We start from the raw sequence: 15,859 nt of genomic DNA, 5'->3' as shown, positions 1-15,859 counted from the left end.
GCTTTTCATTTTATGACGGTGTGCCATTCCAAGTATCATCTTCAAAGCTAGTATCATCACGAGCCATGACACGTTCCGCTTCAATTTCAATTGCTGTTTCTAAATACAGTACAAAGAAATAAACACCTTCAATTTTCATTTCACCGTCTTCATCTTCTAAGTAATCACTCAAAATTTGATATTGTGCATTTTCCAAATCAAATGGAACATCTATATATATATCGCCTAAATAGCTATCAATTAAGCCTTCTTCTTCAAACCCCATACACGGAGTATATTCAATATTATTTTGCTCTAACCAATTGAGTACATTTTGACGCTGTGAATCTAGATTTTGATCATTTTCTTCATAATTTTCAAAATGTACAAAAAGTACATCACGATTTTTTTCGCGTGCAATCGCATCAATATGTTGCATCAATTGCGGCATGATGTATTCCATTTCAAAATAAAGATGTATCTATTATAGAGCGTGACAAGCATTTAATGTCAGATCAATTTTATTTAAACGTCAAAGCTTGTCGTAAATCGATACTTTTTCATGCGAAACACTTGGTTTTAAACCCTATTCACCGCTATGCTGTTCAATAATTTCGAACAATAATTTTCTTCATTATGGCAAAAGCGAAAAGTGTTTATCGTTGTGAGCAATGTGGTACAGATCATCCTAAATGGGCAGGTCAATGTTCAGACTGTGGAGAATGGAATTGCTTAACTGAAGTAAGCATTGCACCTGCTGTTACGCATCGAGCTCAAGCTAAAATGGGTGGCGGTTATGCTGGTCAGGCAGCAAATGTTACTACATTAAATCAAATTACGGTTTCTCATGAATCACGTTTAGCCACAGGTATTAGCGAATTTGACCGAGTATTAGGTGGTGGTTTAGTCACAGGCTCTGTCGTTTTGATTGGTGGTGACCCCGGTATTGGTAAATCGACCATTCTTTTACAAACTGCAACCTATATGGCAGCAGCAAAAAATTCAGCTTTATATGTCACAGGTGAAGAATCTTTATCTCAAGTCGCTTTACGTGCAAATCGTTTAGACTTACCAACAGATAGACTTCGCGTTATGGCTGAAACTTGTGTTGAACGTATTTGTGATGTTTTAGCACATGAACGCCCTGCTGTTGCCATTCTAGATTCTATTCAAACGCTATATACAGAAACCTTACAATCTGCTCCGGGCGGTGTATCTCAAATTCGTGAGTCTGCGGCAATTTTAACGCGCTTTGCAAAAAACAGTGGTACAGCCTTATTTATTGTGGGTCATGTAACCAAAGAAGGCTCACTTGCAGGACCTCGTGTTTTGGAACACATGGTCGATTGCGTTTTATATTTTGAAGGTCAGTCGGATTCTCGTTACCGTATGATTCGTGCTGTGAAAAACCGTTTTGGAGCCGTAAACGAACTTGGTGTTTTTGGCATGACAGACAAAGGGCTTAAAGAGGTTGCAAATCCTTCTGCCATTTTCTTAAGTCGTTATGATGAAGCCATTCCAGGCTCTATTGTTATGATTAGCCGTGAAGGTACTCGCCCTCTTTTGGTTGAAGTTCAAGCCTTAGTTGATGATGCTCACGGTCAACCAAGACGAGTTGCCCTCGGTCTAGAACAAAACCGTCTTAATATGCTACTTGCAGTGATGCATCGCCATGGCGGTGTGCAAACCTCAGGACAAGATGTTTATGTAAACGTGGTTGGTGGTTTAAAAATTACCGAAACAGGCTCGGACTTAGCCGTTTTATTGGCATGTGCATCAAGCTTGCGAGGAAAAGCACTACCTCAGCAACTAGCTGTATTTGGTGAGGTTGGATTATCGGGTGAAATCAGACCCGTACCAAATGGACAAGAGCGCTTAAAAGAAGCAGTAAAACATGGCTTCAAATATATTATTTTACCAAGAGGTAATGCACCACAAAAACCAATTCCTGGTGTACAAGTTATCTCGGTTGCACGCTTACATGAAGCACTTACCGAAGCGATCAATTTAAACGATGAGTAAAACCCACATTGATTAAATTACAAACAATCTAAAAATTATTCGATTTTAATTGTTGAAAAACATCTAAAATGACTGCATAAATAGAGATGTATTACTTATTATTTTATTAGGAAACTTTAATGGAAGTTCGACAGCGTGGTTTGATTGCTGGTTTTTTAACAGCAGCTTTATTGGTAGCACCTTTAGCAGCAGAAGCAAAACGTGCAGGTGGCGGTAAAAGTCATGGCATGAGCCGCCAAGCAGCGCCTTCTCAGTCTTACCAACAACCTCGTCAAGCGACTCCTGCTCAACAGCCTGCTGCTCCAGCGACTGCTCCTGCTAAATCAGGCCCAGGTGTTGGTGGCATGGTTGCAGCGGGTGTTGCTGGTGCTGCAATTGGTGCAGTTGCTGCAAATGCTTTAGCAGATGATAAAGCTCCTGCTGCCTCTGAAGCTCAAGTAGCTCCTCAACAAGAAGAGGAAAAAGGTGGCATTCCAAGTTGGATTTGGATCCTACTTGCTGCAGCTGCTGCCTTCTTCGTTTTCCGTAAGATGGGCGCAAAAAAAAAATTAGCAACTAACAACCCGTATGCACCAAATAGCGGTGCAAACAACGCACCGTTTGGTCAAGCACCATCTACTGGTCGTCCATCAAATGACAACAGCAATATTTTTGGTCAAAACGTAGGTGGTTCTGCGCCAACAAATAATGCTCCATTTGGTGCTGCGTATACAAATAGTGGTAGTCAATTGCCTGATGGTACAGAACCTGCAACATTCTTACGTGTTGCTCGTCAGCGTTTTAACCATATTCAGTCAATGAATACAGCAAGCAATATCGCAGAAATTCAACGCTACTTAACACCTGATCTTTACCAGTCTATGTATAACGACATTATGGCAAACCAAGATCAAGATGTAGCTGAGTTTTCTAACTTAAATGCAATGGTGACAGATTCTGCAACTGAAAATGGACAACATGTTGTAAGTGTTCGTTTCACAGGTACTGTAAGCGAAGATTTAAATAGCTTGCCACAACCATTTGCTGAAGTTTGGCATTTTGTAAAACCTGCTGGTTCAACTGAAGAATGGTTGGTTGCAGGCATTCAACAAGAAAGTTAATTCATAAAATTAACTTTTGAAAAGCGAGCTTTAGGGCTCGCTTTTTTATTTACTATTTATCATGAAATCTACTATTGTATTGACATGTATTTCTGTTGAATCAAAAAGAGGGACAGATACATCATCGTTTGACAACAACATGCCAATTTCAGTACAACCTAAAACAACACCCTGCACCCCATCTTCAATAAAGTCATTAATAATTGAAATATATTGTTGTTTCGATTCTTCCAATATTCGACCTAGACATAACTCATCATAAATAATTGAATGTACTATTTCTTGCTGATGTAAATGAGGTACGACAACATCAATCCCCTTTAAGTTCAGCATCTTTTTATAAAAATCTTTTTGCATTGTAAATTTAGTACCAAGCAATAAAACCTTATTTTTACCCACACTATTAATTTGATCTGCTACAGCATCGGCAATATGTAAAAATGGAATAGAAATATTATTCGATATTTCACTGGCAACCAAATGCATTGTATTTGTACATAAAGCAATTGCATCCACATCTATATATTCTAATTTTTGAGCAATTTTCTTTAAGTAATCTCCCGCTTTCTCCCATTGATCTTGTGATTGCATACATTCAATTTCTTGAAAATTCACACTATATAAAATTAAGTGTGCCGAATTTAAACCACCTAACCGATCACTTACTAATCTGTTTATTTTTTGATAATACAAGTCTGATGATTCCCAACTCATACCACCAATCAATCCAATTTTTCGTATTACCTAATCCTTCTTATTTTGTTCTGCACTTTTAATAAAAAAGCTCCCTTAGGAGCTTTTTTAAAATTCAAATATAGAGATTTAAAATATTTACTGTTTTGGAAGTGGAATAAACTGCTTATCTTTACTATTTTGTGATTTACGCTCACCAATCACGACAGATAAAGTTATATTTTCCCCTCCACGTTGCACAACCACTGAAACCGTACTAGCTGGATCTTGAAGAGCAACATAATTAATTAAATGCGAAGGTGTTGTTATTGCTTCATCATTCACACTCATAATGATATCACCACGTTTTAATCCAGCTCTCGCCGCCGGTCCATCTCTTAAAACATCGGCAACAACAACACCTTTTTGCTCAGAGACCAAAATATCGTCTGGCTGAGATGGTAGTAAACTAATACCCAACCAACCACGAACCACACGACCATCTTTTAGAATCGAGTTTAAAATTTGTTGGCAAATTTTCGCGGGAATAGAAAAACCAATCCCCATAGAACCACCAGATTGCGAAAAAATTGCAGTATTTACACCAATTAAATTACCCGCCACATCAATTAAAGCACCACCTGAATTACCAGGGTTAATTGCTGCATCCGTTTGAATAAAGTCTTCGTAAGTATTAATGCCCAAATCTGAACGACCTGTCGCAGAAATAATACCTTGAGTCACGGTTTGCCCTACACCAAACGGATTACCAATAGCGAGAACAACATCGCCTACCTCGTTACCACTTAATTTAAATGGCAATACAGGTAAATCATCTAATTCAATTTTAATGACTGCTAAATCTGTTTCAGGATCTGTTCCAATGACTTTAGCAATTGCACGGCGACCATCATGTAATGCAACAACTATTTGATCAGCCTGAGATATCACATGATTATTCGTTAAAATATAACCATCTTTACGAACAATAACGCCCGATCCTAAACTGTTTTCATTAGAACCTTCTTTAAGCTGATCGGGTAATTCATTACCAAAAAATTCACGAAATGCAGGATCATCTAATAATGGATGATTGATCTGTTTCACTTTCTGTGTTGTAAAAATATTTACAACTGCAGGTGCAGCAACTTTCACTGCCGCATTATATGAAACCACACCACCCGTACGTGTTGTATTAATCAGTGGTTCTACTTTTTCTGCCGGCATTTTTACCCCATCAGCAGCGACAGGTGCTTTTGGTTTTTGCATAATCTGCCAACCCAAAAAGCCCAAAATGACAACAACAAGTAACACCCATGGTAACCAAGTAAAGGTACGGCGCACGATTTTGTCCTCTTAAATATTTTAATTCGTTGATGACTAAAGTAATTTATGCCCTATTGTAAGACGAAACACAATTAGATACATAAAAAAGCCCAATAGTTTTGTCTTGCTTTAGTTACAATTTAAAATGTATGTTGAACATTATGTATTTTTAAGGCGTTATAAACTTATGGCAAAGCTGAATGACATTATTGAGTGGTGCAATAACACCTTAAAATCTTCTGAGTTTAAAGATTACGCACCAAACGGCCTTCAAATTGAAGGGGCTCAAGAAGTAAAGAAAATTTTATGTGCAGTAACTGCATCTCAAGATGCAATTGATGCTGCAATTGCTCAAAAAGCCGATTTGCTTTTAGTACATCATGGCTATTTTTGGAAAGGTGAAGCTTATCCAATTACAGGAATGCGCGGCAATCGTATTCGTAGTTTAATTAAAAATGATATTTCTTTAGTTGGCTATCATCTACCTTTAGATTCACACCCCACTTTAGGAAATAATGCAGCTATTGCAGAAATTCTTGAACTAGAAAATATTGAACAACTTGATCCTAGCGAACGCCATCCTATAGGTAATATTGGCTACTTACAGCAAGCAATGACACCTGAAGGCTTTAAAAACTTTTTAACAGAGCGTTTAGGGTTCGATACTATTCATCTAAATGCGGAACGAAATACCATCCAAAAAGTGGGTTTCTGTACAGGTGCTGCACAAGACTATATTACTAAAGCTTATGAACAAGGCTGCGATGCATTCATTTCTGGTGAAGTGAGTGAACGTACTTTTTATGAAGCAAAAGAGTTAAATGTCCATTACTATGCTTGCGGACATCATGCTACAGAGCGCTATGGTGTTCAACGTTTAGGAAAGGCAATTTCAGATCAATTTGATATCGAATTTAGCTATTTTGAATTGAATAACCCAATTTAATAAGCACGATTATCAAATAATTTTACAAGCCCCCGATCCTTATTCAAATATATTTATGCTTTATTCGCTATTGTTATTAGTACTCAATGCGCAATTTTAGCTAAGAATCTATTACAATAAGACCACTAACTGTCAAAACCCAGCAAAATGCAAGGAATTGAAAAATGACTACGATTACTTTACCAGCATTACCTTATGGTTACGAAGATCTTGCTCCTCATATCAGCAAAGAAACTTTAGAATTCCATCATGACAAACACCACAATACTTATGTTGTTAACTTAAACAACTTAGTTAAAGGTACTGACCTTGAAGGTAAGTCTTTAGAAGAAATCATCACTGCTACTGCTGGCGATGCTTCTAAAGCAGGTGTTTTCAACAATGCTGCTCAAGTTTGGAACCACACGTTCTACTGGAACTGTATGGCTAAAAATGGCGGTGGTGCTGCAACTGGCGCTTTAGCTGCTAAAATTGATGAAGCTTTCGGTTCATACGAAAAATTTGCTGAAGAGTTTGCTGCTGCTGCAACAACTCAATTCGGTTCAGGTTGGGCTTGGTTAGTTGCTGACGAAGTAAACGGCAACCTTTCTATTCTTAAAACTTCAAATGCGGATACTCCACTTGCTCACGGTAAAGTTGCTGTATTAACAATTGACGTTTGGGAACATGCTTACTACATCGATTTCCGTAACGCACGTCCTGTCTACATCAAAACTTTCTTAGAAAGCCTTGTAAACTGGGATTATGCAAACGCTAAATATGCAGGTCTTGCTGCTGGCGTTGAAAAATAAGATTTAAATATTTCTTATTTTTAGTGTAAAAAATCACCCAATTTGGGTGATTTTTTATTTTTTAAGCAATAAACGAATACTTATAAAGCAAACAATTCATTTCTTTACATTATCAGGTTGACGACTTGTCATTTCATCTCTAAAATCCGCATCAGATTCTCCAATAGCTCAGTCGGTAGAGCGACGGACTGTTAATCCGCAGGTCCCTGGTTCGAGCCCAGGTTGGAGAGCCATCTATTCTTCCATAGCTCAGTCGGTAGAGCGACGGACTGTTAATCCGCAGGTCCCTGGTTCGAGCCCAGGTGGAAGAGCCAAGATTCTAAAAAGCCCAAGCATGATGACTTGGGCTTTTTTATATCTCTATATTTAGGTACTTTTCTCACAACAACTCTGTATATTGTTCATTTCATGTTTTTTCGCTATCTTAAAAATAATGAATAAAATGAATGATTAAAATTTATGGACACACCTTGGTTAAAATCTCTTATTTTATGGTCAATTGTAATTACGGTTATTTTTGCAATTTTTCAATGCTCGCAGAAAACTGAAAATAATAAGCAAGCCTCTGCCCTAATGTATGAACGCCTTTACCAATGCACACGTGATTTAAAAACTGAGCATAAAACGCTACTAACTTCTATTCAGCAAAAATTAACATCGAATTTAAACCAGCAAGACATGGTAAAACTCATTAATGAATGTAGAACAGTAAATCCAACCAAACCACGCGAGTATTACATTCAGGCTATTAAATCGAGTTAAAATTTCTCAGATATATGAAACATGGATAATAAAAAAGTACGATCGGAAATGCTTTGGATTTTTAATACACAATAACTTTATGATTTATACAAAAATACAAAAGCATTTCGTCTAACGTCTATTATGTTGATTTTAGGCAAATTAAATAATTCAGAGTATTCTAATGACTAGAAATGAACTTATTAAATGACTAGAACATCCAGGAATTCATCACAGCAGTTACTCTTTTGATGAAATTAAGAAATCAGAATGTTTTAGTATTTTAAAACATAAAACTGATTGGTGTATTTATTACACCGCAAGGGATAAACCGAAACTAATATTTTCTTCGAAAAAAGAAAGTGATGCTTATGATTTCATAGCTAATGAGTTTAAAAGATGGGTTTCATAGCAACCTATTTGACATAATGGCAATTAAACAACCCTAATTATCCAAATAAAACAAAAATTATTTTCCATATTGAGTCTCCTCTCAAATAAGAATTCGCACTCCCACATCTACAATATGCCTATTTTTAAAACATTCAATTGAAAAACAGCATGTTTTTTATAATTCATGCTTGACCTAATAGCATTTGCCCCATAGAATTCGTTTCAGATTCTCCAATAGCTCAGTCGGTAGAGCGACGGACTGTTAATCCGCAGGTCCCTGGTTCGAGCCCAGGTTGGAGAGCCAAATTCTAAAAACCCACTCATTACGAAGTGGGTTTTTTATTGCTTAAAGATCCTGCCGTGTTCGAATCAATTCAATTTACTTTCTTCCTTATAGGATGTATCGCCTCTTTGGCTTTATTTATCCTCATTGTTCAGCGTTATGTAAAACCAACGCAAAAGTATTACCCTCGCCCAGTCATTACCAACTTTGAAAGTAAGATGTTTAATCGACTCAATCAAAGCTTTCCTGAATATCATATTCTTGCACAAGTCGCATTTAGTGCGCTAATCACCCATCAAAATATAAAAGTTCGTGCCAAGTTCAATCGAAAAGTAACCGACTTTGTAATTTTAGATAAGAAAATGCAAGTCATTGCAATTATTGAACTAGATGACCCAACACATATAGGTAAAGAAAAAGAAGATGCTGAACGCGATGAAATGCTGTTACAAGCAGGTTATCAAGTATATCGCTATACAGATATCCCGAGCCCACAAAGTTTAAGACGTGATATTTTAAATCACACTTAATATTTAAAAATAAAAAAGCGACATATAAGTCACTTTTTAAATATAGATCTACATTTTATAAAATTAAGGATTTGTCTTTGTTGCTAAAGCTTCAGAAGCTGCACGCTCTCTAGCTTCCCTTTCTTGCACTTTTTTCATAATTTCTTCACGTTGCTGTTTATACTTTTCTTGATTCTTTGCATCACTATTGGCCGCAAGAAATGCCATTGAAACTAAAAATATAGGAATAATTAATCCTAAACTTGCTAAAAATAAAATTTTTTTAGAAATTGGCTTCTTTGTAGATTGCGTCATTTAAAATCCAGTATGCAAGGAACAAAAGGTCATTCAATATACTTGAAACAAAATAGGATTCAATAAAAAAGCACCCTGTTTAGAATGCTTTTATTTTAAAAATGGTACTTATACAATGCTTACAGTAAAGTGATAGCAATACCAATAAAGATTATCAACCCGACCCATCTATTATGTCTAAATGCCCAAAAGCAAAGTTGTGGATTTCTATCTTTAGTTTTAGACCATTGGTAAATAAAATCGGCAGCTACGCATAGTAAAGCAATCAGACCAAATGGAATAAGTAAGTTTTCAATATATAAAGCTGCGCCAATTAAAACAATGCTAAGTAACTGAAGCAGTGAAATAATTTCAATATCGTATTTACCAAATAAAATTGCGGTAGATTTCACCCCAATTTTTAAATCGTATTCACGGTCTGTAATGGCATATTGCGTGTCATAAGCCACTGTCCAAGCTAAATTACCAAAATAAAGCAACCAACAGGTTAAACCTAATTCAGCCCCTACAGCCGTATATGCCATAGGAATAGACCACGAAAATGCAGCCCCTAAAAAGACTTGTGGCAAATGTGTATAGCGCTTCATAAATGGATAAATAAAGGCTAAGAACAATGCGCCAAATGAGCAATAGAATGTTTCTATAGGCAAGAAAAACAACATACATGCACTTGCTGCAACCAAAAACAAGAATACATAAATTGCTTCTTTTGCGCTAATAATACCTGTTGCCAATGGACGTGTTTTTGTTCGTTCTACGTGAGCATCAACTTTTCGGTCAGCAAAATCGTTAATAGCACATCCTGCTGCACGCATAAAAATAGTGCCCAAAATCATTGGAATTAAAATACCAATACTTGGTATTCCTTGATTGGCTATCCATAAAGCCCACATGGTGGGCCAAAACACCAATTCTGTACCAATTGGCTTATCAAAACGGCACAAATAATAATAGGCTTCTAAGCGCTCACGCCAAGTGATCTGTTGCGCGACAGACATAAATATCCCTTAACCTTGCTTTATATACTGCTCAAAGGCAGGTAAAAAAGTTTCTTGAACAATAAATTTACAATCATGCCAAGTATAACAACTTTGACGCGTCCATCCTTCATCTAACAAAATAACTCGTCTTTCACATTTAGGATTTGTTCGATCAAATAAAAACATTCCGATTGGTTTACGACCAATATGTTGAAAAATTCGCGCTTTCTTTTGTAGGCTTAAAATAGGAAAGATACTTTTTGCTTTTACCCATGGCTGTTCTTCTGAGCCAAATAATAGGCTTTCACGCACCCATGATGTATGTTGATGTGGCATATCCATCCACTTTGCATCCAAACGTGTCATACGTACAAAACTTTCTTGTGTTGGTTCTACACGAAACTGACCATTTGCTAAATCGGTGAGCTGCTGGGTCAGTGAACCCGATGCATACAACCATTTTTTTAACTCAGGATTAGTTTTTGAATCCTGTATATTAAATTCATGATTGTTTCGCATATTTCCACTGCCTTCTTATATTAAAACCCATCTAAAAAATCATTATATGATTCTATTGATATACATAGTAGAACATATTCTGTCTTTCAAAAGATAAGACTACTTTTTTACACTCTTTTCATCTATTCAAATGCGATATGATCAATAAAATATCTTAGATAGCTTGATATGCGCTTATTACCTTGTGCTTTTCTCTTTTTACTTTCAATTGCAAGTGTACCTAGCAGGTAAAAAACGCATTGCACACAAGAAATATCAAGGGCATTTAATTGGAAAGCACAGCAACGCTTAAATAAAATCAAAAACCTAAAAAAGATTTAATCTTGAAGAATAAATCCTTATGATTAAATCTTAGTTTTAAAAGCCACATTTAAGCATTATCTGACTTAGCAATAACTTCATATTGACCATTTGGGAGTTTTTGCAGAATAAATCCTTCAGCACTCAAATAGAATGTTTCAGGGTAATTATATGCAAGTGCTAATTCTGGATTTCTAAGCTCAATAAATTGCGCTTGCTTATATCCCTCCACTGTCCTACCCACCTCCAAATAAGTCACTTCAGAAAAGTTCAATTTAAAACCTTGCTCATGATCTTTAGGATCGTTCCAAGGAAAAAAACCTGTATGCTTTTTACGTGGCTTCGCCATAACAATAACTCAATTCTCTTTTGCTTATATTAACTCAATATAGAAAAAACCCGCGACAAGCGCGGGTTTTTTACAGTGAAATTCGAGAACGAATTACAAGCTGTAGTACATATCAAATTCAACTGGGTGAGTAGTCGTGTTCAAACGACGAACTTCTTCAGTCTTAAGTTCGATATATGCATCAAGCATTTCTTTAGTGAATACGCCACCTTTAAGAAGGTAATCGTGATCCGCTTGAAGTGCTTCAAGTGCCATATCAAGGCTGTGTGCAACTGTAGGGATTTTCGCTTCTTCTTCAGGAGGAAGATCGTACAAGTTTTTGTCAGCAGCTTCACCTGGGTGAATCTTGTTTTGAATACCATCAAGACCAGCCATTAACAATGCAGCAAAACCTAAGTACGGGTTCATCATTGGATCTGGGAAACGAGCTTCAATACGTTTGCCTTTAGGGCTAGAAACGTAAGGAATACGGATAGAAGCAGAACGGTTACGTGCTGAGTAAGCAAGCATAATTGGTGCTTCATAATGCGGAACTAAACGCTTGTACGAGTTTGTAGAAGGGTTAGTAATTGCATTCAATGAACGAGCGTGTTTAATCACACCACCAATGAAGTACAACGCCATTTCTGACAAGCCTGCATATTCATCACCAGCAAACAAGTTCTTGCCATCTTTAGAGATAGACATGTGAACATGCATACCAGAACCGTTATCGCCAACCATTGGTTTAGGCATAAACGTAGCTGTTTTAGCGTATTGGTGCGCAACATTCCAAACAGCATATTTAAACTGTTGAACTTCGTCCGCTTTACGAACCATAGTGTTGAAGCTCACACCAATTTCTAATTGGCAAGATGCAACTTCATGGTGATGCACTTCTACACGACCAGGACCCATGATGTCTTCAATTTTTGCACACATATCTGCACGCATGTCATGTGAAGAATCTACTGGAGGAACTGGGAAGTAACCACCTTTAACACGAGGACGGTGACCAGAGTTACCAGCTTCATAGTCTTTACCTGTAGACCAAGCAGCTTCTTCAGCGATTAATGTATGGCGCGCGCCAGACATATCGATGTCCCATTTCACTTCGTCAAATACGAAGAATTCTGGTTCTGGACCAAAGAATGCAGTATCACCAATACCTGTAGATTTTAAATATTCTTCTGCACGGCGAGCAATCGAACGTGGATCACGGTCATAACCTTGACCAGTTGAAGGCTCAATTACATCACAAGTCACAACTACTGTTGGCTCTGCGAAGAATGGATCGATGAAACATGTTTCAGCGTCTGGACGTAAAATCATGTCTGATGCTTCGATACCTTTCCAACCAGCAATTGAAGAGCCGTCAAACATTTTGCCGTCTTCAAATGTGTCTTCGTCAATTGTATCTGCTGGGTAAGTTACGTGTTGCTCTTTACCCTTAGTATCAGTAAAGCGAAAATCGACCCATTTTGCGCCACTTTCTTGGATGAGTTGAAGGACCTTGTTCGCCATGCTCATTTTGCTCCGATGTTTTTTGTTGCACTTCTGAAGTGCGTGTTAGTAGTTGACTAGTATTAAGCAATTACCGTACCAACTTTTAAAACCAATGCCAAAATCCAGAATTCCTTAGCAGAAAACATGCAATATGGGCTTGGCTTAGCGCCTATTATACTGTCTGAAAATGGAAATGCACCATATTCACCCACACTTCATCACATTTGTTTGAAAAGATTTTTTGATAGCACTGATTTGGTGCGTTGATTGCTTTAATTTCACAATAACTGATGGATTTTTGAGTGTTTTTTATATTTTCATCTAAAACACTTAAGGTAAATTAAAAAATCTTACTTGCCTATCAACGAATAATTAAACACTTATCGAAATATTTTATTGCATCATTTTGGGTCGTTTTCTTTATTTTAAAAGTACCTCCCCCTCCCTCAAATTGCACTCACTATTTAGTCAATTCAAATCATAAGCTTTAACAAAGATTGTTATATAAATAAGTCAGCAGGAAATGATTATTTTTTGCTATGATGTTCGGCACTTTCTCTGCTAAATCAAAAATTTGTTATTTAAAGCTTTTTACAAATTACCATTATGCATAGAAAGGTATTTTCCGAATATAAAAGCACAAAATGTGCGTTAATTTCAATAGGTTAAGCTCATGCTCTTAATGATCGACAACTATGACTCTTTTACTTACAACATCGTTCAATATTTTGGCGAATTGAATCAAGAAGTAAAAGTAGTACGTAATGATGCCGTGACATTGGAGGATATTGAGCGATGGCAACCCAAATACTTAGTTATTGGTCCTGGTCCTTGCTCACCATCTGAAGCAGGTATTTCAATTCCTGCGATACAGCATTTTGCTGGCAAAATTCCATTACTTGGTGTGTGTTTAGGACATCAAAGTATTGGACAAGCTTTCGGTGGTGATGTTGTACGTGCAAAACGTGTTATGCATGGTCGTTTATCTGACATGTATCACAGTGATACAGGCATTTTTAGCAACTTACCCTCTCCTTTTTCTGCAACGCGCTATCACTCACTTGTGATTGATCAAGCAACATTGCCAGACTGTTTGGAAGTAACTTGCTGGACCAATGAAGAAGATGGTTCTATGGAAGAAATTATGGGTGTTAAACATAAGACACTACCTGTTGAAGGTGTGCAGTTCCATCCTGAATCTATTCTGAGTGAACATGGTCATCAAATCTTTAAAAACTTCTTAGAAATTTACGCATAATTGAGTTTTATACACATGGATATTCAACAAGCTTTAAGCCATATCACAAAAAACATTCACCTCACTCAACCGCAAATGGAAGATGTGATGCGCACCATCATGAATGGTGAGGCTTCAGATGCACAAATTGGTGCTTTAATGATGGGCTTACGTCTAAAAGGCGAAAGCATTGACGAAATGACAGCAGCTGCACGTGTAATGCGTGAGTTTGCGACTAAAATTGATGTCAGTGACCTGCCTTACCTTGTCGACATTGTGGGTACAGGTGGTGACGGTCAAAACTTATTTAACGTTTCAACTGCATCTGCATTTGTTGTTGCAGCAGCAGGTGCAAATATTGCCAAACATGGCGGTCGTGGTGTTTCAGGTAAATCAGGTTCTTCTGACTTACTCGAGCAAGCAGGAATTAGCCTTGCCCTAAACATGGAACAAACTGAACGCTGTATCCGCGATATTGGTGTTGGCTTCTTATTTGCCCCAAACCATCATAAAGCAATGAAATATGCGGCAGCTCCTCGTAAGGAACTTGGTTTCCGCTCTATTTTTAACTTACTCGGTCCGCTTACGAATCCGGCTGGTGTAAAACGCTTTGTGATTGGCGTATTTTCAAATGAACTTTGTCGCCCAATGGCTGAAGTTTTAAAGCAACTTGGTGCTGAACATGTCATGGTTGTTCACTCTAAAGATGGTTTAGATGAAATTAGCCTAGCATCTCAAACTTATGTTGCAGAACTTAAAGATGGCGAAGTTAGCGAATGGATGATTACTCCTGAAGAAGTTGACATTGAATCTCAAACATTAACAGGCTTAACAATTGATAGTCCTGCTGAAAGCTTAGCTTTAATTAAAGCAGCTTTAAGTAAAAAGAAAACTGAAATTGGTGACAAAGCTGCCAATATGATTGCTTTAAATGCTGGGGCTGGTATTTATGTTTCGGGTTTAACAAGCTCTTATAAACAAGGTGTCGCATTAGCACATGACATTATTTATGGTGGGCAAGCACTCGAAAAAATGGAAATCTTGTCAGAATTTACCAAAACGCTCAAACAATACGAAGCTTAAGACAGGAGATAAATCATCATGGTTGATATTGCAAATACCATCTTAGGAAAAATTGTTGATCGCAAAAAAGAAGAATTTGCCTTACGCCTTAAACAGCATAGCTATAAAGATGTTGAAGAGCTGGCACAAGCCGCCACACCTGTCCGTGGCTTTGCTCAATCTTTACTAAGTAAACGCCCGGGTGTCATTGCTGAAATTAAAAAAGCATCGCCATCTAAAGGAATTATTCGTGAAAACTTTAATCCTGCTGAAATTGCACAACAATATGAAGATGCAGGCGCTGCATGTTTATCTGTACTAACCGATGTAGACTTTTTCCAAGGTGCAGATGAAAACATTCAAATTGCACGCTCAAATTGTGCTTTACCCGCACTACGTAAAGATTTTTTAATTGACCCTTACGGTGTGATTGAAGCACGTGCTTTACATGCAGATTGTATTTTGTTGATTGTGGCATGCTTGTCCGATCAACAGCTTGAAGAAATGTCTAAAACTGCATTTGAATACAATTTAGACGTTCTAGTAGAAGTACATGATGAACATGAACTTGAACGTGCTTTACGCCTGTCAGATCGTTGTTTATTAGGTGTAAATAACCGCAACCTTAAAACATTTGATGTCGATTTAAATACATCTTTACGTTTAAAGGCTTTACTTGAACCATCACGCTTATTGGTCACTGAAAGTGGGATCGCAACCCCTACTGACGTTGCAATGATGCAAGAAAATGACATTCACGCCTTCCTAGTTGGTGAAAGTTTTATGAAGCAAGCTCGTCCTGATCATGCTTTTAAAGAGTTGTTTGGTATACCGACTTCTATATAAAACA

General features: G+C 37.3%; 18 protein-coding genes and 3 tRNA genes. 12 read left to right on the top strand and 9 right to left on the bottom strand.

The window, feature by feature from the left end; all coding sequences use genetic code 11:
• Positions 1-10: 10 nt before the first annotated feature.
• A complete protein-coding gene (locus AC5YDH_RS02120; protein ID WP_496116634.1) occupies positions 11-430 on the bottom strand; it encodes a hypothetical protein in 420 nt (139 codons plus the stop codon).
• 185 nt (positions 431-615) lie between these two features.
• Here AC5YDH_RS02120 and radA point away from each other — a divergent pair, with 185 nt between their 5' ends.
• Together radA and AC5YDH_RS02110 are read left to right on the top strand one after the other, a co-directional pair.
• On the top strand, positions 616-2,001 hold the full coding sequence (gene radA / locus AC5YDH_RS02115; protein ID WP_496116633.1) for a DNA repair protein RadA: 1,386 nt from the start codon (positions 616-618) through the stop codon (positions 1,999-2,001).
• Positions 2,002-2,120: 119 nt separating this feature from the next.
• Positions 2,121-3,101 (top strand): Tim44 domain-containing protein, encoded by a 981-nt coding sequence (locus tag AC5YDH_RS02110; protein ID WP_496116632.1) that lies wholly within the window; start codon positions 2,121-2,123, stop codon positions 3,099-3,101.
• A gap of 45 nt (positions 3,102-3,146) precedes the next feature.
• Here the strand turns inward: AC5YDH_RS02110 and AC5YDH_RS02105 are convergent, their stop codons facing one another.
• Complete coding sequence (locus tag AC5YDH_RS02105) at positions 3,147-3,842, bottom strand: aspartate/glutamate racemase family protein (protein WP_496116787.1); 696 nt, start codon at positions 3,840-3,842, stop codon at positions 3,147-3,149.
• A 90-nt stretch (positions 3,843-3,932) separates the two neighbouring features.
• Positions 3,933-5,117: a S1C family serine protease gene (locus AC5YDH_RS02100; RefSeq protein ID WP_496116631.1), complete on the bottom strand. Its 1,185-nt coding sequence runs from the start codon at positions 5,115-5,117 to the stop codon at positions 3,933-3,935.
• A gap of 169 nt (positions 5,118-5,286) precedes the next feature.
• Here AC5YDH_RS02100 and AC5YDH_RS02095 point away from each other — a divergent pair, with 169 nt between their 5' ends.
• The 7 genes from AC5YDH_RS02095 to AC5YDH_RS02065 all read left to right on the top strand — a co-directional run bounded on the left by AC5YDH_RS02095 (position 5,287) and on the right by AC5YDH_RS02065 (position 8,783).
• On the top strand, positions 5,287-6,045 hold the full coding sequence (locus AC5YDH_RS02095; protein ID WP_496116630.1) for a Nif3-like dinuclear metal center hexameric protein: 759 nt from the start codon (positions 5,287-5,289) through the stop codon (positions 6,043-6,045).
• 164 nt (positions 6,046-6,209) lie between these two features.
• Positions 6,210-6,836 carry a superoxide dismutase SodB gene (sodB, locus tag AC5YDH_RS02090; RefSeq protein ID WP_496116629.1) on the top strand — a complete coding sequence of 209 codons (627 nt, stop codon included), beginning with the start codon at positions 6,210-6,212 and terminating at the stop codon, positions 6,834-6,836.
• A gap of 157 nt (positions 6,837-6,993) precedes the next feature.
• A tRNA-Asn gene (locus AC5YDH_RS02085) sits at positions 6,994-7,069 on the top strand.
• A 5-nt stretch (positions 7,070-7,074) separates the two neighbouring features.
• A tRNA-Asn gene (locus AC5YDH_RS02080) sits at positions 7,075-7,150 on the top strand.
• A gap of 145 nt (positions 7,151-7,295) precedes the next feature.
• Positions 7,296-7,598, top strand: coding sequence for a hypothetical protein (locus AC5YDH_RS02075; RefSeq protein ID WP_496116628.1), 303 nt, complete (start codon positions 7,296-7,298; stop codon positions 7,596-7,598).
• 600 nt (positions 7,599-8,198) lie between these two features.
• Positions 8,199-8,274, top strand: a tRNA-Asn gene (locus AC5YDH_RS02070).
• A gap of 56 nt (positions 8,275-8,330) precedes the next feature.
• Entirely contained in the window at positions 8,331-8,783 is a 453-nt protein-coding gene (locus tag AC5YDH_RS02065; protein ID WP_496116627.1) for a DUF2726 domain-containing protein, read from the top strand.
• Between the two features lie 63 nt (positions 8,784-8,846).
• Here the strand turns inward: AC5YDH_RS02065 and AC5YDH_RS02060 are convergent, their stop codons facing one another.
• The 6 genes from AC5YDH_RS02060 to AC5YDH_RS02035 all read right to left on the bottom strand — a co-directional run bounded on the left by AC5YDH_RS02060 (position 8,847) and on the right by AC5YDH_RS02035 (position 12,922).
• On the bottom strand, positions 8,847-9,077 hold the full coding sequence (locus AC5YDH_RS02060; RefSeq protein ID WP_496116626.1) for a hypothetical protein: 231 nt from the start codon (positions 9,075-9,077) through the stop codon (positions 8,847-8,849).
• 119 nt (positions 9,078-9,196) lie between these two features.
• Positions 9,197-10,075: a 4-hydroxybenzoate octaprenyltransferase gene (ubiA, locus tag AC5YDH_RS02055; RefSeq protein WP_496116625.1), complete on the bottom strand. Its 879-nt coding sequence runs from the start codon at positions 10,073-10,075 to the stop codon at positions 9,197-9,199.
• 9 nt (positions 10,076-10,084) lie between these two features.
• Positions 10,085-10,576: a chorismate--pyruvate lyase family protein gene (locus AC5YDH_RS02050; protein WP_496116624.1), complete on the bottom strand. Its 492-nt coding sequence runs from the start codon at positions 10,574-10,576 to the stop codon at positions 10,085-10,087.
• Between the two features lie 370 nt (positions 10,577-10,946).
• A complete protein-coding gene (locus AC5YDH_RS02045) occupies positions 10,947-11,225 on the bottom strand; it encodes a hypothetical protein (RefSeq protein ID WP_496116623.1) in 279 nt (92 codons plus the stop codon).
• 93 nt (positions 11,226-11,318) lie between these two features.
• Complete coding sequence (gene glnA, locus AC5YDH_RS02040; RefSeq protein ID WP_496116621.1) at positions 11,319-12,734, bottom strand: type I glutamate--ammonia ligase; 1,416 nt, start codon at positions 12,732-12,734, stop codon at positions 11,319-11,321.
• A gap of 56 nt (positions 12,735-12,790) precedes the next feature.
• Positions 12,791-12,922, bottom strand: coding sequence for a hypothetical protein (locus AC5YDH_RS02035; protein ID WP_496116620.1), 132 nt, complete (start codon positions 12,920-12,922; stop codon positions 12,791-12,793).
• A 461-nt stretch (positions 12,923-13,383) separates the two neighbouring features.
• Between AC5YDH_RS02035 and AC5YDH_RS02030 the strand changes: the two genes are divergently transcribed.
• The 3 genes from AC5YDH_RS02030 to trpC are packed head-to-tail and all read left to right on the top strand — an operon-like array spanning position 13,384 to position 15,855.
• On the top strand, positions 13,384-13,968 hold the full coding sequence (locus AC5YDH_RS02030) for an anthranilate synthase component II (protein WP_496116619.1): 585 nt from the start codon (positions 13,384-13,386) through the stop codon (positions 13,966-13,968).
• Between the two features lie 15 nt (positions 13,969-13,983).
• Positions 13,984-15,030 carry an anthranilate phosphoribosyltransferase gene (gene trpD / locus AC5YDH_RS02025; protein ID WP_496116617.1) on the top strand — a complete coding sequence of 349 codons (1,047 nt, stop codon included), beginning with the start codon at positions 13,984-13,986 and terminating at the stop codon, positions 15,028-15,030.
• A gap of 18 nt (positions 15,031-15,048) precedes the next feature.
• Positions 15,049-15,855, top strand: a complete 807-nt coding sequence (gene trpC / locus AC5YDH_RS02020; RefSeq protein ID WP_496116616.1) for an indole-3-glycerol phosphate synthase TrpC — start codon at positions 15,049-15,051, stop codon at positions 15,853-15,855.
• The last annotated feature ends 4 nt before the right edge of the window (positions 15,856-15,859 follow it).

Source organism: Acinetobacter sp. FY683 (assembly GCF_059515885.1).
The sequence above is the reverse complement of the archived record's forward strand: the minus strand, read 5'-3'. Positions and strand labels throughout refer to the sequence as shown.

Bases quoted from the DNA above. Each gene is read 5' to 3' on its own strand.
- AC5YDH_RS02050 (WP_496116624.1), bottom strand. From the start codon at position 10,576: ATGCGAAACAATCATGAATTTAATATACAGGATTCAAAAACTAATCCT.
- sodB (WP_496116629.1), top strand. From the start codon at position 6,210: ATGACTACGATTACTTTACCAGCATTACCTTATGGTTACGAAGATCTT.
- trpD (WP_496116617.1), top strand. From the start codon at position 13,984: ATGGATATTCAACAAGCTTTAAGCCATATCACAAAAAACATTCACCTC.
- AC5YDH_RS02120 (WP_496116634.1), bottom strand. From the start codon at position 430: ATGCCGCAATTGATGCAACATATTGATGCGATTGCACGCGAAAAAAAT.
- glnA (WP_496116621.1), bottom strand. From the start codon at position 12,734: ATGAGCATGGCGAACAAGGTCCTTCAACTCATCCAAGAAAGTGGCGCA.
- AC5YDH_RS02095 (WP_496116630.1), top strand. From the start codon at position 5,287: ATGGCAAAGCTGAATGACATTATTGAGTGGTGCAATAACACCTTAAAA.
- AC5YDH_RS02075 (WP_496116628.1), top strand. From the start codon at position 7,296: ATGGACACACCTTGGTTAAAATCTCTTATTTTATGGTCAATTGTAATT.
- ubiA (WP_496116625.1), bottom strand. From the start codon at position 10,075: ATGTCTGTCGCGCAACAGATCACTTGGCGTGAGCGCTTAGAAGCCTAT.
- radA (WP_496116633.1), top strand. From the start codon at position 616: ATGGCAAAAGCGAAAAGTGTTTATCGTTGTGAGCAATGTGGTACAGAT.
- AC5YDH_RS02060 (WP_496116626.1), bottom strand. From the start codon at position 9,077: ATGACGCAATCTACAAAGAAGCCAATTTCTAAAAAAATTTTATTTTTA.
- AC5YDH_RS02045 (WP_496116623.1), bottom strand. From the start codon at position 11,225: ATGGCGAAGCCACGTAAAAAGCATACAGGTTTTTTTCCTTGGAACGAT.
- AC5YDH_RS02110 (WP_496116632.1), top strand. From the start codon at position 2,121: ATGGAAGTTCGACAGCGTGGTTTGATTGCTGGTTTTTTAACAGCAGCT.
- AC5YDH_RS02030 (WP_496116619.1), top strand. From the start codon at position 13,384: ATGCTCTTAATGATCGACAACTATGACTCTTTTACTTACAACATCGTT.
- trpC (WP_496116616.1), top strand. From the start codon at position 15,049: ATGGTTGATATTGCAAATACCATCTTAGGAAAAATTGTTGATCGCAAA.